A 19,965-nucleotide genomic window follows, 5' to 3' on the forward strand; every position below is an offset into this window, starting at 1 on the left:
GCCGCAGGGGGAACTGTCGATCGCCAGCGCCTCAGGGCGCCTTGACCTCCAGCTTCAATTCCTGGATTTCCGCGTCGGCGGTCGGCGCCAGCAACAGACTGCCTGCCACCCGCCCCTTCTCGCAGGTCCAGGTGAACTTGCCCGACAGATTGCCCGTCGCGCTCAGCGGTGCATCGACCGCGCAGCTACCGACTTCCCCCTTCAACGCCGCCAGGCGCTTGCCCCAATGCGCCGCATCGGCATCCATCAGGAAATTCATCGCCAGATTGTCGTGGGCGGCCAGCACATCGCCCGACGCATAGATGCGCCCCGCCGCGGCATAGCCCTGCGCCAGCAGCGGACTGACCGGCACGTCCCGCGCGATCAGTGCTCCCGCCTTCTGCAACAGCATCGCCGCATCCCAAGCGGCACCCGCCCCGCCATTATAGGTGCGATTGGTGAAGACAAAGATACCAACACCATAATCCGGCATCAGCATCACATGGCTGCCATAGCCGGGATAGCCGCCGCCATGGGACAGGGTCAGCCCCAGGTCGCAATCCTGCGCGATCCGCATGGCAAAGCCATAGGCTGCCGCCTGGCGGCAGGCGGTCGCCCCGCTCTTGCCGTTGCGCTGGCCAACGCTCATGAAATTGCTACCCTCCGCCAGCATCCGCACCGACGCCCGGCTGACCGGGCCGCTCTCCGCATCGTCGCGCGGCGGCCAGGCCGACAGCAGAAAGGCCACCCAGCGGGCATAGTCATTGGCACTGGTCTGCAGCCCGCCCATCGCGCCAAAGGCACCGTCGGCCATGTCGGGCTCGCGCTTCCAGCGCCCATCTTCCCAGCGATAGCCGAGCGACCGCCGCGCAACCGGCCATTCGCTCAGTTGATAGCCGCTCGACGCCATGCCCAGCGGCGTCAACAGGTTCTGCTCGACATAGCGGCGATAGGGCATGCCCGAGACATTGGCGATGATCCGCCCCAACAGCGCATAGCCGAAGTTGGAATATTCATAATGGGTCGCCGGCGCGCTGCTCATCGGCACGCCCTGCTCCAGCATCCGGGTGAAGTCCGCGTCGGGCAGCGGCGTCTGCCGGTCGCCCCACGGATTATCGTCGACAAAGCCCGCGCTGTGCGTCAGCAGGTCGCGGATGCGGATGCGCGGACTATCCTTGGTCGCATAGGTCCAGCCGCGCATTTCCGGCACATAAGTCTCGGCCAGATCGTCAAGCGAGAGCTTGCCCTCTTCCCGCAATTTCAGGATCGACAGGGCGGTAAACGCCTTGGTCATGGATGCGATACGAAACAGGCTGTCCCCCGTCACCGGCCGCTTCTGCACCAGATCCTGCGCGCCAAAGCCCTTCACATGAACCAGCCTGCCATCGGCAACGATGCCATAGACCAGGCCCGGCGCATGGCTATCGACCTGGAAATCGGCAAAGAGACGGTCAATCTCGGGGATGGCAGCATCGATCTTCCTGGCATCGGCGGCGACCGCCGGCGCGGGAAGAAAAGCCATGAACAGCAGAACGGGCAGGAAACATCGCGTCACCGGGTCCAATCCTCCACTTTCAGGCCGGGAATATCGGCAAAGTCAGACAGATTATTGGTCACGACCGTCGCGTCGAGACTCAGTGCATGTGCCGCCAGCAGGCGGTCAAATCGCCCTCTACGAAAGGGCATTCGCGCATAGGCGCGCGCCGCCGCATCGTCGAAGGGCAACAGGACAACCTCCTCCAGAAAGGCGTCCAGCAATTCGACAGGCGGAATCTTGCCATTGGCCGAACCAAGCGCCAGTTCGGCCAGAACGATCGTAGAGAGCGCGAGATCGCCGGACCGGCACGTAGCCGCACGCTTGACCAGTCCGGGATAGGTGCCGGCGAACAGGAAGATGCAACTGTTCGTATCCAGCAAATACATCAACGAAAGCCCGGAAAGTCGGGATCGTCCCACACTCGCGGACTGTCATCGAATTCTTCGCGAGAAAACGCCTCCAACCAGGGCGCCTTGCCGGCAAATTTGCTGACGTCGATCAGGCGCGGCGGCGCATCGACCGGCTCCAGGGTGAACTTGCCATTCTCCTCGCGCAGGCGCATTTCAGCGCCTTCCTGCAAGCCGAGCGCCTTTGGCAGCCGCAACGCCAGGCTGTTGCCCGACTTGAAGACCTTGGCCCGATATTCTTCGCCCATGGAGAAGCTCCGTATATACGGAGCGTATATACTATTCGGTAAAAGCCGCGTCAATCACGGCGCCGTCCTCGCTCAGCACCACCACATGCATCGGCGCCATGAAGCGCTTGCCGGGCTTGCCCTCGATCGACGGGCGCTGCACCTCGATGATGTCGCCGGCGCCGAAATTCTCGACCGCGATGATCTCGCCCAGCGTCTCGCCGGTACTGCTGGTGCAGGGAAGGCCGACCAGGTCGGCATGATAATATTCGCCCTCGGGCAAGGCCGGCAGGGCGGAACGCGGAACGGTCAGCGCCGTGCCGCGCAGGGCTTCGGCCGCGCCGCGATCGCCGATCTCGGCAAAGCGGGCCACCGCGCCATTGGGGCCGGGGCGCACCGACTTCAACGTCAATGTGCGCCCCGCCGCATCGAAGCTCTTGTAGCTTTTCAGAGCCTCGGCCCCTTCGCCAAACAGCTTCAGACGGACTTCGCCCGCCACGCCATGGGCACCGATGATCGCGGCCAGGGTGACGGGCTTGTCGGTCAAGAGGATCAGCCCTCGGCCTGCTCGGCAGCAGCTTCCTCGGCGGGAGCAGCTTCTTCAGCAGCCGGAGCGGCGGCAGCGGCAGCGGCTTCGCGCGCAGCTTCTTCAGCTTCGGCAGCCTTGGCGGCGCGATCTTCAGCGCGGTCCTTGGCCTTCTGGCCCGGCTCTGCCTTCTTCGGGTTGTTGCGAGCAGCGCGCTCCTTCACGCCAGCGGCGTCGAGGAAGCGGGCAACGCGGTCGGTCGCCTGGGCACCGGCGGCAACCCAGTGCTTCGCACGCTCGACGTCGATGATGACGCGCTTTTCGTCGCCCTTGGGCAGGACGGGGTTGTAGCTGCCGATGCGCTCGATGAACTTGCCGTCACGCGGAGCGCGGCTGTCGGCCACGACGATGCGGTAATAGGGACGCTTCTTGGAGCCGCCGCGCGACAGACGGATGGAGGTTGCCATGGAACTAGACCTTTCTATTCAAACCAAATTACGAAAATTGCTTATTTCTTCATGAAATTCTGAAAGCCGGGCGGAAGCTTGGGCATGTTGCCGCCCAGGCCACCAAGGCCACCCAGACCCGACAGGTCGGGCGGACCGCCCTGCCCATCCGCGCCGCCCGGACCACCCAGGCCGCCCAATCCACCCATGCCACCGCCGGTGAACATCTTGGCCAGCCCCTTGAGGCCGCCCATCTTGCGGATCTTCTTCATCGCCGTTTCCATTTCCTGATGCATTTTCAGGAGACGGTTGACGTCCTGCACGGTGCGGCCGGCGCCCTTGGCGATACGGATCTTGCGCTTGGCGTTGATCAGCGCGGGCTTCTCGCGCTCCTTGGGGGTCATCGACCCGATCATCGCGTCCAGATGCAGCAGCGTCTTATCGTTGGCGCCGCTATTGGCCATCGCCGCCTGCGCCTTCTTGAGGCCCGGCAGCATGCCGGCCAGCGCGCCCAGACCGCCCATGCGGCGCATCTGATTGAGCTGGCTGCGCAGGTCGTTCATGTCGAACTGACCCTTGGCCATCTTCTTGGCCAGCTTGTCGGCTTCCTCGGCGTCGATCGTCTCAGCGGCCTTCTCGACCAGGCTGACGACGTCGCCCATGCCCAGGATGCGCTGGGCAACGCGGGCCGGATGGAAGGGCTCAAGCGCGTCCAGCTTTTCGCCGGTGCCGGCAAACTTGATCGGACGGCCGGTAACCGCGCGCATCGACAGCGCGGCGCCGCCACGGGCGTCGCCGTCCATACGGGTCAGCACGACACCGGTCAACGGCACCTGCGCAGTGAAGCTGGTGGCCACGTTCACGGCATCCTGGCCGGTCAGCGAGTCGACCACCAGCAGGATTTCCGCCGGGTTGGCGACGTCGGCGACCGCCTTCATCTCGTCCATCAGCGCCTGGTCGACATGCAGTCGGCCGGCGGTGTCGAGCATGACGACGTCGAAGCCCTGAAGCTTGGCCGACTGCAGCGCGCGCTTGGCAATTTCCACCGGCTGCTGGCCGGCAACGATCGGCAGGGTCGCGACATCGATCTGGGTGCCAAGAACGGCCAGCTGTTCCTGCGCGGCCGGGCGCTGGACGTCGAGCGACGCCATCAGCACCTTCTTGCGCTCCTTGTCCTTCAGCCGCTTGGCGATCTTCGCGGTGCTGGTCGTCTTGCCCGAACCCTGCAGACCGACCATCATGATGACGGCGGGCGGGGTGACGTCGATCAGCAGGTCGCTGGTTTCGGCGCCCAGCGTCTCGGTCAGCGTATCGGAGACGATCTTGACGACCATCTGGCCGGGCGTGATCGACCGCAGCACATCGCTGCCGACGGCCTTTTCGGTCGCCTGGTCGACGAACTGGCGAACCACGGGCAGCGCCACGTCGGCTTCCAGCAGTGCGACTCGCACTTCGCGCATCGCGGCACGGACATCGTCCTCCGTAAGCGCACCGCGCCCACGCAGCTTGTCGAATACCCCACCGAGACGATCGCTTAGCGAATCGAACATCATCACCTCAATTCGGGCCAAGGCCCGGAAAATCCATGCACCACCCCAAAACGACAAAATCGCCGGCGGGCGAAAACTCGCCGGCCAGCGTCCATTCGATATCCCTCTTGGATATCCTGGAGTCGTCAGGGTTCCAGGACCAGAGTCCCGGATGCAGGGCGCCCCTTACGCCAAAGCGGCCGCAAGCGCAAGTCCGCTATCCCGCAGCCAGCGCGGCAGCCGCCCCGCTCATCATCGCCGTGCGCCCCAGCAACTCGACCAGCAGCAATCGCCCGGCGATCACCGCCAGTCCCCAACGATAGGCCGGATGCACCGCGCCGCGCAGTCCGGCATCGGCGCGCATCGCGATCCAGACATAGAGCAATTGCATCAGCGTCGCGCAGGCGCCCGCCCATGGCCCCAGCAGCGGCATCGGCAATATCCGGCCGAATGCCGGCTCCATCATCGCGATGGTCCCGCACAGCATCAGCCGCTTGTGCCAGTCGCTCCGCTGCCGCAGCAGGATCGCCGCCAATGTGAGCGAACCAAAGGCCAGCATGTCGAGCGGCCCCAGCACCAGGAATATGCCCGGCGGAAAGAAGGGGGGCACCCGCCCCATCTGCACCGCCAGGATCGACGTCGCAATGCCCCATGGGATCAGGAAGCAGGCAAGACCGGCCGCAACCCAGCCCAACTGGCGATGGAGATCGGTCCGCCGTTGCGCCACCAGCAGTGCCTGCGCCAGAAACAGCAGCGTCCATGCCAGCAGCGACAGCGCATGGACATGCACCCACCAAGGCACGGTCGCCACGTCGACATAGCCGCGTAGGGCAAAGCTGCCGAAGCCACCGATTACGGTGACGGCGACCAGCGCCGCCATGCCGGTAAAGATGCGCCGTTCCCGCGCCTGTCGTTCCACTGCACCGATTGCCGTCGCCATTGCGTCGACCTCCCGCTCTTTGGCAACAATAGCGCAGCAACCAGGCCCAATATTGTAAGAAGTCGCCACGTTCCGGCTCGGCGCTTGCGCCCGCCCGTCGTTTGCGCCAGCAAACCCGCCACAGACCGCATAACAGGGGGAGCTTTCTATGAGTTGGACACGTCGCAAGCCGATGGAGGCGATGACGCCCCAGGGAGGCGGCCACAGCATGGCGCGCACCCTGTCCTGGCCGCATCTGCTGGCGCTGGGCGTCGGCGCGATCGTCGGCACCGGCATCCTCACCCTGATCGGCGTCGGCGCCGATCGCGCCGGCCCCGCCGTCCTCATCTCCTTCGCCATTGCCGGCGCGATCTGCGCCTGCGCCGCCCTCGCCTATGCCGAACTGTCGACCATGATGCCGGCAGCGGGCAGCGCCTACAGCTACTCCTATGTGGTGCTGGGCGAGGGCATTGCCTGGATCGTGGGCTGGAGCCTGATCCTGGAATATTCGCTGGTCGTCTCGACCGTGGCGGTGGGCTGGTCGGGCTATGCCGCCCCGCTCCTCACCCCGCTCGGCTTTCCCGAGGCACTGACCAAGGGACCGGAGCTTGGCGGCCTCATCAACATCCCCGCCATCTTCATCATCGGCGTCGTCGCTGCCCTGCTGATGTTCGGCACGCGCGAAAGCGCCCGGCTCAACACGCTGCTGGTGCTGATCAAGATCGCGACCTTGAGCCTCTTCGTCTGGGTCGCCCTGCCCGCCTTCGACGCCCAGCATCTCGAACCCTTCATGCCCTTCGGCTTTGCCAAGCATATGGGGCCTGACGGCATCGAGCGCGGCGTGATGGCCGCCGCCGCGATCATCTTCTTCGCCTTCTACGGCTTCGACGCGATCTCGACCGCGGCGGAGGAAGCCAAGAATCCGGACCGTGACCTCGCCATCGGCATCGTCGGCTCGCTGATCGTCTGCACCCTCATCTATGTGCTGGTCGCCGCCGCAGCGGTGGGCGCCATGCCCTTCACCCGCTTTGCCGACAGCCCGGAGCCGCTCGCCCTCATCCTGCGTGAGATGGGCCAGGGGTCGATCGCCCGGATCGTCGCGATCGCCGCCGTCATTGCGCTCCCCACCGTGCTGCTGGGCTTCCTCTACGGCCAGAGCCGCATCTTCCTGGTGATGGCGCGCGACGGCTTCCTGCCGCAATCGCTCGCCCGCATCTCGAAGCGCGGCACCCCTGCCCGCATCACCGCCGTCACCGCCGTGCTGGTCGCGGTCATCGCCGGCGTGCTGCCGATCGACCAGATTGCTGCGCTCGCCAATGCCGGCACGCTGATCGCCTTCACCGCAGTGGGCGCCTGCCTGCTGATCCTGCGCCGCCGCGCGCCGAACCTCAAGCGCCCCTTCCGCACCCCGGCGGCGACGCTGGTGGGCCTGGGCGCCGTGCTCGGCTGCGCCTATCTGTTCCTCAGCCTGCCGATGAAGACCATCTATGCCTGCCTGATCTGGAACGCGATCGGCCTCGTCGTCTATTTCCTCTACGGCCAGAAGCGCGCCTCGGCCGCCCGCTAGGGCCAAGGTCCGCACAAAGAAAAAGCCTCCCGTCACGACAGCAACGGGAGGCTTTTTCTTTGCCTCGAACAGGGCAGCGCTCAGTGCGCCGCCGACGTGTCCACCGGCCCGCTGGGTTTGGGCGCCAGCCAGACGATCACCGCCGCCGCAAACAGAACGAGCGCGGAGATGAAGAAGACATAGTCGACCGAAATGGCGATCGCCTCCTGCTCCACCAGATTGGAGATGGTCTGGCGAATCTGTTCGGTCGTCATCCCCATGCCCGACAGCGCGCGCTGCGCATCGTCCGGCTGCAAGGCGCCGGCCAGCTCGTTGCGCGACACGCGCTGGCTGTCGCTCCACCCGGTCAGCACCAGCGACGTCGCGATCGCGATCGCCATGGTCCGCAGGAAATTCTGCAGGCCGGCTGCCGACGCCGTCTCGCTCGGCGGCACCGACCCCAGGGTCAGCGTCGTCAGCGGGATCATGAAGAAGGGCATTGCAAAGCCCTGCACGAACTGCGGCAGCGCCAGTCCGAAAAAGTCGATGCCGCTGGTCCAGTGCGCCCGCCACAAGGTCATGCAGCCCAGCCAGAAGACCGCGCCCGAAATCATGATGCGCGGATCGACCTTGCCGGTGAAGCGAGCCGCGAACGGCGCGCTCATCACCGCCGCCATCGCCGTGAAGGCGGTGACGATGCCCGACCAGGTCGCGGTATAGCCCATCGACATCTGCAGCCATTGCGGGATGACCACGATGCTGGAGAAATAGGCGCCGAAGGCCAAAGCCAGGGTAAAGACGCCCGATGAGAAGCCGATATGCCGGAACACCCGCAGGTCGACGATCGGATGCTCCTCGGTCAGCTCCCAGATGATGAAGACGATGAAGCCGATGCCGGCCAGGATGGCGAGCGTCAGGATCAGCGGGTCGGAGAACCAGTCATGGTCGCGACCGATGTCCAGCATCACCTGCAGGCAGCCGATCCAGAAGATCAGCAGGCACAGGCCGATCTTGTCGATCGGCTGGTGCGCCGTATCGGTCTCCACCGGCCGCAGCATCGCCATCGCCGCGAACACGCACAGCGCCGCGATCGGCAGGTTGATGAAGAAGATCCAGTGCCAGCTCCAATTGTCGCTGATATAGCCGCCGACGATCGGCCCCATGGCCGGCCCCAGCAGCGTCGTCATCGCCCACAGGCCCATGGCGCGCGGCCGCATTTCCGGCGGGAAGATGCGCAGCAACAGGGTCTGCGACATCGGCATGATCGGCCCGCCACAAATGCCCTGCCCCAGGCGCGCGGCCACGATCATGCCCAGCGTGGTCGACAGGCCGCACATCATCGAGAAGAAGCCGAAGCCGATCATCGCCCAGATGAAGGTCCGCACCACGCCGAAACGCAGCGCCAGCCAGCCGGTCAGCGGCACGCAGATCGCCTCCGCCACCGCATAGGATGTGATGATCCAGGTACCCTGGTCGCCGGAAATGCCCAGATTGCCGGCGATATGCGGCACCGAGACATTGGCGATGGTCAGGTCGAGCACGACCATGAAGTTGCTCAGCGCCAGCACCAGCCCGGCAAGCGTGCGGGTGCGCGGCGAGAGCAGATTGAAGGTTTCGGGACCGCTCACGCGCTCGCTCCCTTACTTGCCGGCCAGATCGATCTCGACTTCGGTGGACAAGCCCACGCGCAGCGGATGCTCTGCCAGTTCCTTGGGGTCGAGCGCGATGCGCACCGGCAGGCGCTGGACCACCTTGATCCAGTTGCCGGTCGCGTTCTGCGCCGGGATCAGCGACAGCGACGAACCGGTGCCGCCAGAGAAGCCCACGACCTTGCCATGATAGACGACGTCGCCGCCATAGATGTCGGCCACGACCGTGGCGGGCATGCCCACCTTCACATGGCGCAGCTGGCGTTCCTTGAAATTGGCGTCGACATAGACCTGCGACAGCGGGACGATGCTCATGATCGGGCTGCCCTGCGCGACGCGCTGGCCGATCTGGACCGCACGCTTGGTCACCACGCCGTCGATCGGCGCACGGATGATCGTGCGTTCCAGGTCCAGCTTGGCATTGTCCAGCTTCGCCTTGGCGATCATCACCGCGGGATCACTTTCCTCGGTCGAACCGCGGATCAGCGCATCATTGGCGGCCAGCTGGCCGGTGGCGGCATTGCGGGTCGCCTGCGCGGTCTCGACACCGGCACGGGCCAGGTCCAGCGCCGCCTTGGCAGCGGCATAGGATTTGCGCGCCGCGGTGACTTCGTCACCCGAAACCGCGCCGCCCGCGACCAGCGCCTCGCGGCGCTGCAGGTCGATGCGGGCCTTGTCGAAATCGGCCTGCGCGGTCGCCAGCTGGGCACGGGCCTGGACGATGTCGGCGCCACGCGCCTCGACCTGCGCCGACAGCGAACCGCTGGTCGCGCTGGTCTGGCGGAAGCGGCGACGGGCATCGGCCAGGTCGGCCTCGGCCTGCTGCAGCGCGATCTGCGCGTCGGTCGGGTCCAGCTTCACCAGGATGTCGCCACGCTTCACCGTCTGGGTGTCGGTGACGTTGACCTCGATCGCCTGCGCCGACAGCAAGGGGGTCACCTGGGCGACCTCCGCATTCACATAGGCATTGTCGGTGCTGACATGGTTGCGCCCGATCAGGAAGTACCAGGCCGCCCACAGGACACCGACCACCAGCACGGCGATCGCCAGACGGGTCAGCCAGGTCTTGCGGGCATTGCCGCGCTGCTCGGCCAGTTCGGGGGAAGTTTCGGTGGCGGCATCAGCCATTGGGTCGATCCTTGGACTGAGCGTCGCTCGCGGCAAAGCCGCCGCCGAGCGCGCGAATGAGGGCAATATCGAGAGAGAAGGCGCTCGCTTCCAGCTGCGCGACGGACTGACGCGCCGCGAGCAGCTGGTCCTCGACGTTCAGCACGTCGAGATAGGTGGAAAGCCCGCCCTTGTAGCGTTGCTGGGCGACGCCATAGGCATCCTGCGACGCGGCCAGCGCCGCCTTGGCGTCGGTCAGCCGCTGGTCCAGCGTCCGGCGGCTGGTCACGGCGTCGGCGACGTCCTGATAGGCGCCCAGCACCGTCTTGTCATAGCTGGCGACCGCCTCGTCATAGGTCGCGCGCGCGCCGCGATACTGGCCGCGCAACTGCCCGCCATGGAAGATCGGCAGGCTGATCGCCGGGCCGGCGCTGCCGAACAGCGAATCCTTCTTGAACAGATTGTCCGCAAAGGACGTCGAACCGCCCGAAGCACCGGTGCCGGTGAACAGCGTTTCATATCCCAGCGACTGGACGCCGATCAGGGCGCTCAGGCTCACCGCCGGATAGAAGGATGCCCGCGCCACCTTGATCCGGCTGGCGGCGGCCTGCGTCCGCGCCAGCGCCGCGGCGACGTCGGGACGACGCGCCACCAGATTGGTGGTGACGTCCGCCGGCAGGCCCAGCGGCGCCAACTGGCCGATCTGCGGCCGGGTCATCGCCAGGCCGCGGTCCGGCCCGGCGCCGATGAGCGCGGCGATCTGATGCTGGCGCAGCTCGATCGCCACGCGGGCGGCCGCCAGTTGCGCCTTCGCCGAGGACACGGTGGCGTCGGCCTGGCGCACGCTGCCGCGCGTTTCCAGGCCATTCTGCCGCCGGTCGGCGACCAGCTTCTGGCTGGCCGTGCGGATTTCCAGTGTGCGCTCCTGGATTTCCGCCTCGTCATAGAGGCGGGCCAGGTCGGCATAGGCATCGGCGATCGCGGTGGTCAGCGCCAGGCGTGCCTGCTGCGCGTCGATCTCGGCCGCGCGGGCCTCCGACGTGGCTGCCGCCAGCGACGCCCGGTTCTTGCCCCACAGGTCGATGTCCAGACCAAAGTCCAGCCCGACCTTGCCGGTGCCCAGCCAGCCCTGCGGCACGAAATCCTTGGGCATGCCCATATTATAGCTCTGCTTGGTCACGCCGGCATTGGCCGTGGCGTCGACCGTGGGCAGCAGCGCCGCGCCCGATTGCTGGGCCATCGCCGTCGCCTGGCGGAAGCGCGCCAGCGCCACCGCCATGTCGGGCGAATTGCGCAGCCCCTCCTCGATCAGCGATGTCAGCTGCGGATCGCCATAGGCGCTCCACCAATTCTCGCTGGGCCAGGCGACCGTGTCGGCGCTCAGGCTGCGCCCGGCCTCCACGCTCTGCGGCGCGCGAATCTCGGGCTTGTCGCCCAGATCGGGTATTGAAGCACAGCCGGCCAGAAGCAGCGCTGTCACTGCAATACCGCCGGTGCGAATGGAAAAACTGATGCGACTCACGGACATATCCAAACCGTACCATCCAGTATGAAAATCGCCTTTGCCCCGCCGTACCACCCTTGTCAATATAAATAGCGTACTCTATGGTACGCTTATATGACATGCCCGGAAAAAGCTTTAGCCCCCAGTCGTCGGGAGGCCCGCCGCCTCGACCGGCGCCAGACGATATTGGAGGTGGCTGCCCGGCATTTTCTGGAAAATGGCTATGCCGCGACCAGCATGTCGGCCATCGCCGCCATATTGGGCGGGTCGAAGGGCACGTTGTGGAATCATTTCCCTTCCAAGGAGGAATTGTTTCGCGCGGTTCTCGAAAATGCGACCAGCACCTATCGCGCGCGACTTTCGGAAATATTGGACCCCGGCGGCGACCTCGCCTCGACGCTGCACCGCACCGCGCTCAGCCTGCTCGAAAAGGTGACATCGCCCGAAGCGATCGCCCTGCACCGGCTGATCGCGTCGGAAGGTGGCCGTTTCCCGGAAATGAGCCGCATCTTCTATGAAATGGCGCCCAGCCATACGCGGATGCTGCTCGCCCGCTTCCTCGAAGGCGCGATGGACCGCGGCCAGTTGCGCCGCGACGACCCGGACAAGGCCGCCCGCGTGCTGATGCGCCTGACGACATCGGGCTGCCATGAATTGCTGCTGCTCAGCCAGATCGAACGGGTCACGCCGCAACAGATGGAAAGCGACGCCGCCTTCGCCGTCGACATCTTCCTGCGCGCCTATGGCGCAGAAGGCATGGCGCGTTAACCATTTCTTTGCCGCCAGCTTCTATCCTGCCGATCGCAGGAGTTGCTATCCAATGCCGTTTTTCAAGTGCAAGCCCCTTCACCAGATCATCGCGGAACAGCCGGAAAGCGGGGCCACAGCCTCGCGTCGGCTGCGCGTGCTGCTGATCGACGAGAATGCGACCGCCCGCGCCGTCATCGCCCGCCGCCTGTCGCGGCTTAACTATGACGTGGTGCTGGCCGAAAATGGCTTCATCGCCCTCAACCTGCTGGTCACGCGTCCGGTCGACCTGATCCTGATCGACATGGACCTGCTGATGCTGCCCGCCGTGGCGACGATGAAGCGCATACGTGCCACCGCGCTCGCCCCCCATGCCTGCATCGTCATGCTGACCGGTCGCATCGACAGCCAGTCCGCCGTCGAAGTGCTGGAAGCCGGCGCCGACGACCATATCGTCAAGCCATTCGATTTCGACCTGCTCGATGCGCGGTTGCGCCATCTGTGCGCCCGCGCCGAACGGCTCGGCATGCTCAGCCGGCACAATGCCGAACTCGATGCCCGCATCGCCCGCCGCGCGGTGGAGCTGGGTGAAACCCGCGACGCCCTGCAGGAAATGCAGCTCGACCGCGCCCGCCTCGTCTCCTCGATCCAGGCCTTGCAGGATGAAGTCGCCCGCCTCAGCGCGCGGCAGAACTGACCCATAGACTGAGGCCGGTTTCAAGCCGTTCGGGCGGACCATCCGCCGCGATCCGCTCGGCATCCGCCCGCGCCCGGTCCAATATCGCCGGCGCCACCGACGCATCATGATAGACCCGGTCGGCCAGTGCCAGCATCCGCGCATCGCGCATGGTCAGGTCGTCGGGATCGGCCGACGACAGCCGGACAAGATATAGCTCGCTATTGTCCGCCTCCGGATTTTCCGCCAGCCAGAAGTCGACATCCGGATCGAAACCCAGCGGGTCGATCGCCCCGCCCGGCGCCAGCGCCTTGCCGATCGCCTGCCGCCGTGCGCCGGCATCGGGCCACAGGTTGCGCAACCGCCCCCGCGCCGCAAACAGCGCCCGCGCCAGATCGCCCAGCCCGCTCGGCAACAAGGCCTCGATCCGCTGCCGCAGCGCCGCGGCCAGTCCCGCCGACGCCCCACCCGTACCGATCGCGATCAGCACCGGATCGCGATCGACGATCGCCGGTAGGGTAAAATCGCACAGGTCCGGCTTGTCGGTCGCATTGACCAGCACGCCGCGCGCGCGCAGTCGTGCCACCACCGCCGCGTCGCCATCCGACACGATCGCGACCCGCGCATCCGCATCATCCTCGCCGACGATGCGCGCGCCGGCGCGCTCCAGCAGCCGGCGCTTGGCATCGGCCGCCTCGCCCCGTCCGGTCAGGATGACCGCCCGCCCCTCCAGCCGCAGAAAGACGGGCAGGCTATGCATCAGCCAGCCACCCAATCGGGGATATGGTCGCCCGCGATCAGCGCCTCGATTGGCGGACGGGCGCGGACCACCGCCCATTTGTCGCCCGACACCAGCACCTCGGGGGTCAGCGATCGGCTGTTATAGGTGCCCGCCATGGTCGCGCCATAGGCGCCGGCGGTCATGAAGGTCAGCAGGTCGCCGGCCGCCACCACATCCATGTCGCGGCCCATGGCAAAGGTATCGCCGGTTTCGCACACCGGTCCGACCACGTTCGACGCGATCCGGTTGCCGTCCGGCGCCACCGCGCGGATATCGTGCCATGCGTCATAGAGGCTGGGCCGCATCAGGTCGTTCATCGCCGCATCGACGATCACGAACGGCGCCTGCGCGCCCTGCTTGACGCGGATCACCTTCGACAACAGCACGCCGGCATTGCCCACGATCACCCGGCCCGGCTCGAACATCAGCCGCGCATCCCAGCCCTGCGTCACTCGCGTGACCATCGCGCCATAGTCGGCCGGACTCGGCGGCAGCGGCTGCGACGGGTCGTAGGGCACGCCCAGGCCACCGCCCAGATCGGCGGTGCGGATGTCATGGCCCGCCGCGCGCAGCTGCTTGATCAGCGCGCCGACCTTGACGAAGGCCGCCTCCAGCGGCGCCAGGTCGGTCAGCTGGCTGCCGATATGCACGGCCACGCCCTGGACATCGAGGCCCGGCAGGTCGCGCGCGGCGGCATAGCTTTCCAGCGCCCGGTCATAGGGGATGCCGAACTTGTTTTCCGACTTGCCGGTCGAAATCTTGGCATGGGTGCCGGCGTCGACATCGGGGTTGATGCGATAGGCGACCGGCGCCTTCTTCCCCATCGACAGCGCGACCTCCGACAGCATTTCCGCTTCCGGTTCGCTTTCCAGGTTGAACTGGAAAATGCCCAGCTCCAGCGCCAGCTTCATTTCCTCGGCGGTCTTGCCGACGCCCGAAAAGACGATGCGATCGGCCGGAATGCCCGCCGCAACAGCGCGCTGCAATTCGCCGCCCGACACCACATCGGCGCCCAGCCCCAGCTTCGCCAGCGTCGCCAGCACGGCGGCATTGGGATTGGCCTTCACGGCAAAGGCGATCAGCGGATTGTCGAGCTGGGACAGCCCTTCGCGGAACACGCCGACATGGCGTTCCAGCGTCGCGGTCGAATAGACATAGACCGGGGTGCCGACCTGCTGCGCAATTTCCGTCATCGGCACCTGCTCCACATGCATGGTACCGTCTACATAATCGAAATGGTCCAAGGTCTGATCCTTGCGGGAATAGGGACTATTGTTGCGGCCGGCTTTCCGGCGGCAGGTCGAACTCGTCATTGCCGCGCTGGCGCGACTGGGTCAGAAGTTCGACGTTACGTTCCGGGCGGGCCTGGGTGCCCGGATCCATCATGTCGGCGGCGGTCGGCGCAGTCGCCGCCCCTACCGGCACGGCAGGCAATTTCTGGCCCGCCACGGGTTTGAGCGATTCACGACCACCGCAGGAGGCCAGCACCAGCGCCATTGCCCCGATCATCAGCCCGTTGCGGACATGCCGTGCCATCTGCCTCACTCCTGTGTCGCGCGCGCCGCGGCGATCCGCGCGCGCACCTGATCGGGCGCCGTGCCGCCATGGCTCTTGCGGCTGGCGACCGACGCATCGACCGTCAATACCGCATAGATGCGATCGTCGATACGCGCATCAATGGCCTTGAGCGTGTCAAGCGGCAGGTCGGCCAGCTGCACGCCGGCTTCCTCCGCCGCCGCCACCGCGCGCCCGGTGATATGATGCGCCTCGCGGAAGGGAATGTCGCCCTCGCGCACCAGCCAGTCGGCCAGGTCCGTCGCGGTGGCAAAGCCGCTTTCGGCCAGCCCCCGCATCCGGTCGGTGCGGAACGTCACCGTCTCGATCATGCCGGTCATCGCCGCGATCGACAGGCCCAGCAGGTCGTGCGCCTCGAACACCGGCGGCTTGTCGTCCTGCATGTCCTTGGAATAGGCGAGCGGCAGGCCCTTCATCGTCACGCACAGCGCGTTCATGCAGCCCATGATGCGGCCGGCATGGCCGCGCACCAGTTCGGCCGCGTCGGGATTGCGCTTCTGCGGCATGATCGAGCTGCCGGTCGAATAGGCGTCGGGCAGCTTGACGAAGCCGAAGGGCTGGCTCGCCCAGATGATGAACTCTTCGGCCAGGCGCGACAGGTGCAGCGACGCCTGGGTCGCGGCCATCAGATAGTCGAGCGCGAAGTCGCGGTCGGACACGCTGTCCAGGCTGTTGTCGGTCGGCTTGGCAAAGCCCAGCGCCGCCGCCGTGGCATGGCGATCGATCGGGAAGCCGGTGCCGGCCAGCGCGGCGGCGCCCAGCGGGCATTCGTCCAGCCGCACGCGCGCATCGGCAAAGCGGCTGCGGTCGCGGCGCACCATTTCATAATAGGCCATCAGATGATGGCCCAGCGTCACCGGCTGCGCCGACTGGAGATGGGTGAAGCCCGGCATCACCGCATCGACATGTTCCTCGGCGCGGGCGAGCAGCGCCTGCTGCAACCCGGCCAGGCCCGCCATCACCTCATCCATGGCGTCGCGGACCCACAGGCGGAAATCGGTCGCAACCTGATCGTTGCGGCTGCGCGCGGTGTGCAGGCGTCCGGCGGCCGGGCCGATCAGTTCAGCCAGCCGCGACTCCGTGACCATGTGGATATCTTCCAGGTCCAGATTGACCGGAACGCCATTGGCTTCATATTCCGCCGCGATCCGGTTCAGCCCCTCGGTGATCGCCTGCGCATCCTCGCCATCGACGATGCCCTGCTTGGCCAGCATCGCGACATGCGCCTTGGACCCGGCGATATCCTGTTTCCACAAGCGCTTGTCGAAGGGGATGGAGGCATTTATCTCACGCATGATCGATGCCGGGCCGGCCGCGAACCGGCCACCCCACATGCTGTTGGAGCCTGCTTCCATGATATCGTCCTTGCGCTCGGTAATGACACTGCTCCTGCTGGCTGGGCTGGCGGCATGCGATAGGCAATCCCCGCCCGCGGGGCAAGCCAATGCGAGCGCCAGCGGCAAGGTGACGGGCGACGAAGTGCAACCCGCTGCCGGCGGCAGCGCCAAGGGCGAATTCAACTACACGATCGACCGCAGCAAGGCGGGCACGCCCGCGCCGACCTTCGCGTTCGAAAATCCGCAGGGCGGCACGGCGACCCTGCAGGACTTTGCCGGCCGCCCGCTGCTGGTCAATCTCTGGGCGACCTGGTGCGCGCCCTGCGTCGCGGAGATGCCGACGCTCGACGCCCTCGCCGCGCAAAGTGACAGCGAAGGTGACAGGAGCCTGGTCGTTTTGACGATCTCGCAGGACGTGCAGGGCCAGGCCGCGATCAAGCCCTTCTTCGCCAAGCACAAGTTACCCCACCTCAAGGGCTGGACCGATCCGGAGAACAAGCTCGGCCTGGGCTATGCCACCGGCGTCCTGCCGACCACCGTCCTTTATGATGCCAAAGGCAAGGAGGTTGCGCGCGTGGTCGGCGCGATGGACTGGACCGGCGCGGAAGCCCGGAAGCTCATCGCCATGGCCAAGGGCGAATGAGGCAAAAGTAAATCAACAACGAACCAGGATCAAAAATCCTCCATTCCAGTTGATTGCAAAACGCATCAATGTCGATGCATTACATATAATTGCACAGTCCGGCAGCACCGCAATAAGCTAATGAATCCTGACACGGAAAAATTGCAGAAACATTTCATTTTTACTTAAATTTTGTGCGGCGCAATAGAGGATATTCCGCAGATCATTCGTCACCCCCTATGTCGATATAATGACAAAATCAGGGGGCATCGAATGAATAGACTATCTGCTCTAAAAATTTCTCTGATCGCAGCATCATCCTGGTCGGCCTGCGCCATGGCGCAGGAAGCACCGCAGGAACCGCAGGCCGATGAAGGTGCAGCCATCATCGTTACCGGCACCCGCGCAACCGGCATGCAGGCCGCGGAAAGCGCCGCGCCGGTTCAGGTCTTCGGCGAGGAAGCGCTGAGCCATGTCGGCCAGCCGAACCTCAACCAGGCCCTGACCCAGATGGTGCCAAGCTTCACCGCCCAGACCCAGGGCACCGACATGTCGAACTTCTCGCTGTCGGCCCGTCTGCGTGGCCTGAGCCCCAACCACACGCTGGTGATGGTGAACGGCAAGCGTCGCCATGGCTCGGCCATTCTTCAGGTCATCGCCGGTCCGTTCCAGGGTTCGGCCGCGCCCAGCATCGACCTCATTCCGCCAGATGCCGTATCCCGCATCGAAGTGCTGCAGGATGGCGCCGCCGCCGTCTACGGCACCGACGCGATCGCCGGCGCCATCAACATGATCCTCAAGGATGACAGCGAAGGCGGCAGCTTCAAGGTCACTGGCGGCCAATATTACAACAGCGAGGGCGAACTGTTCTCGGCTTCGGGCAATGTCGGCTTCAAGCTGGGCGAAGACGGTTTCTTCAACCTGACCGGCTTCCATCGTCGCCAGAACTACACCTCGACCGGCACCGGCCAGGTGACCATGTCGGACATTGACGGCAATCCCTATGTGCCGACGGCCGGCACCTATCCGGGCTCGTTCGGATCGACCAACAATTATTATGACCCCGCCTGGGCTGGCCTCGACCTCAACGGCATCAACGGCGGCCAGGCCAAGTCGCAGCTTAACCTGCTCTTCTACAATATGGGCTATGATTTCGGCGGCGTCGAACTCTACAGCTTCGGCGACGTGTCGCGTCGCGTCGGCTATGCCAAGCAGGGCTATCGTCCGCCCAACCGCATCTGCGCCAGCACCACCGACACCAGCACCTGCTTTGGTGACACCGGCACGTTCGGCATGGTCCCCCAGCAGAAGGTGGAGCAGAAGGAATATAGCTTCACGGTTGGCGCCAAGGGTGAATTTGGCGGCGGCTGGAACTATGACGTCAGCACCACCTATGGCTATGACCAGAACAAGATCTGGACGATCGAATCCGCGCATCGCGCCATGTGGATCGAAAGCTACACGGCCGCACAGAATGACTCCAGCATCACGCCCTACACGCCGACCGACGCCTATGACGGCGGCTTCAAGCTTAGCCAGCTGACCAACACCCTCGACATCCGCAAGGAATTCGACGTTGGCATGGCCGAACCGCTGACCCTGGCCTTCGGTGGCGAATATCGTCGCGATACCTATGAAATCGTCGCCGGCGACTTCGCATCGACCTACAAGGAAGGCGTCCAGTCCTTCCCCGGCTACAAGGATGTCGATGCCGGCAAGCACAGCCGCAGTTCGAAGGCTGGTTACATCAACCTGATCGCCAGCCCGGTCGAAGGCTGGACCATCGACCTTGCCGGCCGCTACGAAGATTATAGCGACTTCGGCGACACCACGATCGGCAAGATCACCACCCGCTACGACTTCTCGGATGCCTTCGCGATCCGTGGCACGGCCAGCACCGGCTTCCGTGCGCCCACGCTTGCGGAATCCTTCTACTCGACCGTCAATGTCGGCCCGACCAGCGCGGTGCTCCAGTTGCCGGCCGGTTCGCCAGCCGCCATGCTGCTGGGCTTCAATGCCCTGCGTCCGGAAAAGTCGACCAACTTCTCGGCAGGCATCGTCCTGCGTCCGGCTCCCAAGCTCGCGATCACGATCGATGGCTATTATATCAAGATCAAGGATCGTATCTCGGCAACGGCTTCGCTGCCGGCCATTCAGGGCGGTCTGCCCGTCGCCGGTGCGGAAGACATTCTCGCGGCGATCGCGTCCACCGGCCTGGTGCTCGACACCGGTCTGCAGACGCTGGGCGTGGCGAGCTTCACCAACCTGATCGACACGGAAACCTATGGTGTCGACTTCTCGGCCAACTATGTCGTGCCGCTCGACTTCGGCAAGCTCAACCTGTCGCTGAACGCGAACTACAACAAGACCAAGATCACCGACAACAAGAACACCAGCCTGTTCAGCGCGCAGTCGGAAAGCTACATCGAAGACGCTTCGCCCGACTACAAGATCGTCGCCGGCATCAACTTCGCCAGCGGCCCCTTCTCGGCCAATCTGCGCCAGACCTTCTACGGCAAGACCAGCATCCTCGTCCGCTCGGCCCTTTCGGCAGCGGCGATGAACGGCCAGCCGCTTGAACGTGACGGCGTGGTCAAGGCGACCGGCATCACCGATCTGGAGCTGGGCTATGACTTCACCGATTATGTGAAGTTCTCGATCGGCGCGAACAACCTGTTCGACAAGCGCCCCGAAAAGCCCAAGCTGCTCAGCGGCGTGACCGTCCTCCCCGGCCAGTCGCCCTATGAGAACGGCTCCACCAGCTGGAACTCCTATTATGGTCACGGTGCCTATGGCTCGGCCGGTGGCTATTACTACGCCCGCGTAGACTTCAAGTTCTGATAGGCTAGAA

The 19,965-nt window shown here is 65.2% G+C and carries 19 protein-coding genes; 5 read left to right on the forward strand and 14 right to left on the reverse strand.

The window, feature by feature from the left end; all coding sequences use genetic code 11:
• Positions 1–31: 31 nt before the first annotated feature.
• The 7 genes from VHN57_RS14375 to VHN57_RS14405 form a co-directional block, all read right to left on the reverse strand.
• Positions 32–1,501 carry a serine hydrolase domain-containing protein gene (locus VHN57_RS14375; RefSeq protein ID WP_278987585.1) on the reverse strand — a complete coding sequence of 490 codons (1,470 nt, stop codon included), beginning with the start codon at positions 1,499–1,501 and terminating at the stop codon, positions 32–34.
• A 29-nt stretch (positions 1,502–1,530) separates the two neighbouring features.
• Positions 1,531–1,905: a type II toxin-antitoxin system VapC family toxin gene (locus VHN57_RS14380; RefSeq protein ID WP_278987586.1), complete on the reverse strand. Its 375-nt coding sequence runs from the start codon at positions 1,903–1,905 to the stop codon at positions 1,531–1,533.
• Positions 1,902–2,171, reverse strand: coding sequence for an AbrB/MazE/SpoVT family DNA-binding domain-containing protein (locus VHN57_RS14385; protein ID WP_125986220.1), 270 nt, complete (start codon positions 2,169–2,171; stop codon positions 1,902–1,904). Before VHN57_RS14385 ends, VHN57_RS14380 begins: the two co-directional genes overlap by 4 nt.
• 31 nt (positions 2,172–2,202) lie before the next feature.
• Entirely contained in the window at positions 2,203–2,697 is a 495-nt protein-coding gene (gene rimM / locus VHN57_RS14390) for a ribosome maturation factor RimM (RefSeq protein WP_004208097.1), read from the reverse strand.
• A gap of 5 nt (positions 2,698–2,702) precedes the next feature.
• Positions 2,703–3,143 (reverse strand): 30S ribosomal protein S16, encoded by a 441-nt coding sequence (rpsP, locus tag VHN57_RS14395; RefSeq protein ID WP_004208098.1) that lies wholly within the window; start codon positions 3,141–3,143, stop codon positions 2,703–2,705.
• 41 nt (positions 3,144–3,184) lie between these two features.
• The gene (gene ffh, locus VHN57_RS14400) at positions 3,185–4,675 is read right to left on the reverse strand and encodes a signal recognition particle protein (RefSeq protein ID WP_010335520.1); all 1,491 of its coding nucleotides are present in this window, start codon (positions 4,673–4,675) and stop codon (positions 3,185–3,187) included.
• A gap of 193 nt (positions 4,676–4,868) precedes the next feature.
• Positions 4,869–5,591 (reverse strand): hypothetical protein, encoded by a 723-nt coding sequence (locus tag VHN57_RS14405; protein WP_278985479.1) that lies wholly within the window; start codon positions 5,589–5,591, stop codon positions 4,869–4,871.
• 148 nt (positions 5,592–5,739) lie between these two features.
• On the opposite strand from VHN57_RS14405, the gene VHN57_RS14410 reads away from it, so the two are divergent.
• Positions 5,740–7,137, forward strand: a complete 1,398-nt coding sequence (locus tag VHN57_RS14410; RefSeq protein ID WP_278985480.1) for an amino acid permease — start codon at positions 5,740–5,742, stop codon at positions 7,135–7,137.
• Positions 7,138–7,217: 80 nt separating this feature from the next.
• Here VHN57_RS14410 and VHN57_RS14415 read toward each other — a convergent pair whose 3' ends face one another.
• The 3 genes from VHN57_RS14415 to VHN57_RS14425 are packed head-to-tail and all read right to left on the reverse strand — an operon-like array spanning position 7,218 to position 11,400.
• Positions 7,218–8,744, reverse strand: coding sequence for a DHA2 family efflux MFS transporter permease subunit (locus VHN57_RS14415; protein ID WP_004208105.1), 1,527 nt, complete (start codon positions 8,742–8,744; stop codon positions 7,218–7,220).
• Between the two features lie 12 nt (positions 8,745–8,756).
• Positions 8,757–9,893: an EmrA/EmrK family multidrug efflux transporter periplasmic adaptor subunit gene (locus VHN57_RS14420; RefSeq protein WP_037517377.1), complete on the reverse strand. Its 1,137-nt coding sequence runs from the start codon at positions 9,891–9,893 to the stop codon at positions 8,757–8,759.
• Entirely contained in the window at positions 9,886–11,400 is a 1,515-nt protein-coding gene (locus VHN57_RS14425) for an efflux transporter outer membrane subunit (RefSeq protein WP_169860116.1), read from the reverse strand. Before VHN57_RS14425 ends, VHN57_RS14420 begins: the two co-directional genes overlap by 8 nt.
• A gap of 90 nt (positions 11,401–11,490) precedes the next feature.
• Between VHN57_RS14425 and VHN57_RS14430 the strand changes: the two genes are divergently transcribed.
• Positions 11,491–12,144, forward strand: a complete 654-nt coding sequence (locus VHN57_RS14430) for a TetR/AcrR family transcriptional regulator (RefSeq protein ID WP_278392718.1) — start codon at positions 11,491–11,493, stop codon at positions 12,142–12,144.
• 52 nt (positions 12,145–12,196) lie between these two features.
• Positions 12,197–12,820 carry a response regulator transcription factor gene (locus tag VHN57_RS14435; protein WP_423284270.1) on the forward strand — a complete coding sequence of 208 codons (624 nt, stop codon included), beginning with the start codon at positions 12,197–12,199 and terminating at the stop codon, positions 12,818–12,820.
• Here the strand turns inward: VHN57_RS14435 and VHN57_RS14440 are convergent.
• The 4 genes from VHN57_RS14440 to argH are packed head-to-tail and all read right to left on the reverse strand — an operon-like array spanning position 12,801 to position 16,489.
• Positions 12,801–13,559 (reverse strand): siroheme synthase, encoded by a 759-nt coding sequence (locus tag VHN57_RS14440; RefSeq protein ID WP_278985481.1) that lies wholly within the window; start codon positions 13,557–13,559, stop codon positions 12,801–12,803. The two genes, VHN57_RS14435 and VHN57_RS14440, sit on opposite strands and share 20 nt — an antisense overlap.
• Positions 13,559–14,824: a diaminopimelate decarboxylase gene (lysA, locus tag VHN57_RS14445; protein ID WP_097384273.1), complete on the reverse strand. Its 1,266-nt coding sequence runs from the start codon at positions 14,822–14,824 to the stop codon at positions 13,559–13,561. Before lysA ends, VHN57_RS14440 begins: the two co-directional genes overlap by 1 nt.
• A 25-nt stretch (positions 14,825–14,849) precedes the next feature.
• A complete protein-coding gene (locus VHN57_RS14450) occupies positions 14,850–15,116 on the reverse strand; it encodes a hypothetical protein (RefSeq protein WP_048937729.1) in 267 nt (88 codons plus the stop codon).
• Between the two features lie 5 nt (positions 15,117–15,121).
• Complete coding sequence (argH, locus tag VHN57_RS14455; RefSeq protein WP_037517474.1) at positions 15,122–16,489, reverse strand: argininosuccinate lyase; 1,368 nt, start codon at positions 16,487–16,489, stop codon at positions 15,122–15,124.
• A gap of 43 nt (positions 16,490–16,532) precedes the next feature.
• Between argH and VHN57_RS14460 the strand changes: the two genes are divergently transcribed.
• Both VHN57_RS14460 and VHN57_RS14465 read left to right on the forward strand, forming a co-directional pair.
• Positions 16,533–17,135 (forward strand): TlpA family protein disulfide reductase, encoded by a 603-nt coding sequence (locus VHN57_RS14460; protein WP_017501888.1) that lies wholly within the window; start codon positions 16,533–16,535, stop codon positions 17,133–17,135.
• Positions 17,136–17,387: 252 nt separating this feature from the next.
• Positions 17,388–19,955, forward strand: coding sequence for a TonB-dependent receptor plug domain-containing protein (locus VHN57_RS14465; RefSeq protein WP_029547592.1), 2,568 nt, complete (start codon positions 17,388–17,390; stop codon positions 19,953–19,955).
• Positions 19,956–19,965: the final 10 nt, after the last annotated feature.

It is taken from the genome of Sphingobium salicis subsp. salicis (genome assembly GCF_049472635.1).
In the GTDB taxonomy this organism is placed as follows: Bacteria; Pseudomonadota; Alphaproteobacteria; order Sphingomonadales; family Sphingomonadaceae; genus Sphingobium; species Sphingobium yanoikuyae_A.

What these genes read in the sequence shown, in the direction of transcription:
- VHN57_RS14410 (WP_278985480.1), top strand. Translation starts at nt 5,740, where the DNA reads ATGAGTTGGACACGTCGCAAGCCGATGGAGGCGATGACGCCCCAGGGA.
- VHN57_RS14375 (WP_278987585.1), bottom strand. Translation starts at nt 1,501, where the DNA reads ATGGCTTTTCTTCCCGCGCCGGCGGTCGCCGCCGATGCCAGGAAGATC.
- VHN57_RS14465 (WP_029547592.1), top strand. Translation starts at nt 17,388, where the DNA reads ATGAATAGACTATCTGCTCTAAAAATTTCTCTGATCGCAGCATCATCC.
- ffh (WP_010335520.1), bottom strand. Translation starts at nt 4,675, where the DNA reads ATGATGTTCGATTCGCTAAGCGATCGTCTCGGTGGGGTATTCGACAAG.
- VHN57_RS14440 (WP_278985481.1), bottom strand. Translation starts at nt 13,559, where the DNA reads ATGCATAGCCTGCCCGTCTTTCTGCGGCTGGAGGGGCGGGCGGTCATC.
- VHN57_RS14385 (WP_125986220.1), bottom strand. Translation starts at nt 2,171, where the DNA reads ATGGGCGAAGAATATCGGGCCAAGGTCTTCAAGTCGGGCAACAGCCTG.
- argH (WP_037517474.1), bottom strand. Translation starts at nt 16,489, where the DNA reads ATGTGGGGTGGCCGGTTCGCGGCCGGCCCGGCATCGATCATGCGTGAG.
- VHN57_RS14405 (WP_278985479.1), bottom strand. Translation starts at nt 5,591, where the DNA reads ATGGCGACGGCAATCGGTGCAGTGGAACGACAGGCGCGGGAACGGCGC.
- VHN57_RS14425 (WP_169860116.1), bottom strand. Translation starts at nt 11,400, where the DNA reads ATGTCCGTGAGTCGCATCAGTTTTTCCATTCGCACCGGCGGTATTGCA.
- VHN57_RS14430 (WP_278392718.1), top strand. Translation starts at nt 11,491, where the DNA reads ATGACATGCCCGGAAAAAGCTTTAGCCCCCAGTCGTCGGGAGGCCCGC.
- VHN57_RS14460 (WP_017501888.1), top strand. Translation starts at nt 16,533, where the DNA reads ATGACACTGCTCCTGCTGGCTGGGCTGGCGGCATGCGATAGGCAATCC.
- VHN57_RS14450 (WP_048937729.1), bottom strand. Translation starts at nt 15,116, where the DNA reads ATGGCACGGCATGTCCGCAACGGGCTGATGATCGGGGCAATGGCGCTG.
- rpsP (WP_004208098.1), bottom strand. Translation starts at nt 3,143, where the DNA reads ATGGCAACCTCCATCCGTCTGTCGCGCGGCGGCTCCAAGAAGCGTCCC.
- VHN57_RS14420 (WP_037517377.1), bottom strand. Translation starts at nt 9,893, where the DNA reads ATGGCTGATGCCGCCACCGAAACTTCCCCCGAACTGGCCGAGCAGCGC.
- VHN57_RS14435 (WP_423284270.1), top strand. Translation starts at nt 12,197, where the DNA reads ATGCCGTTTTTCAAGTGCAAGCCCCTTCACCAGATCATCGCGGAACAG.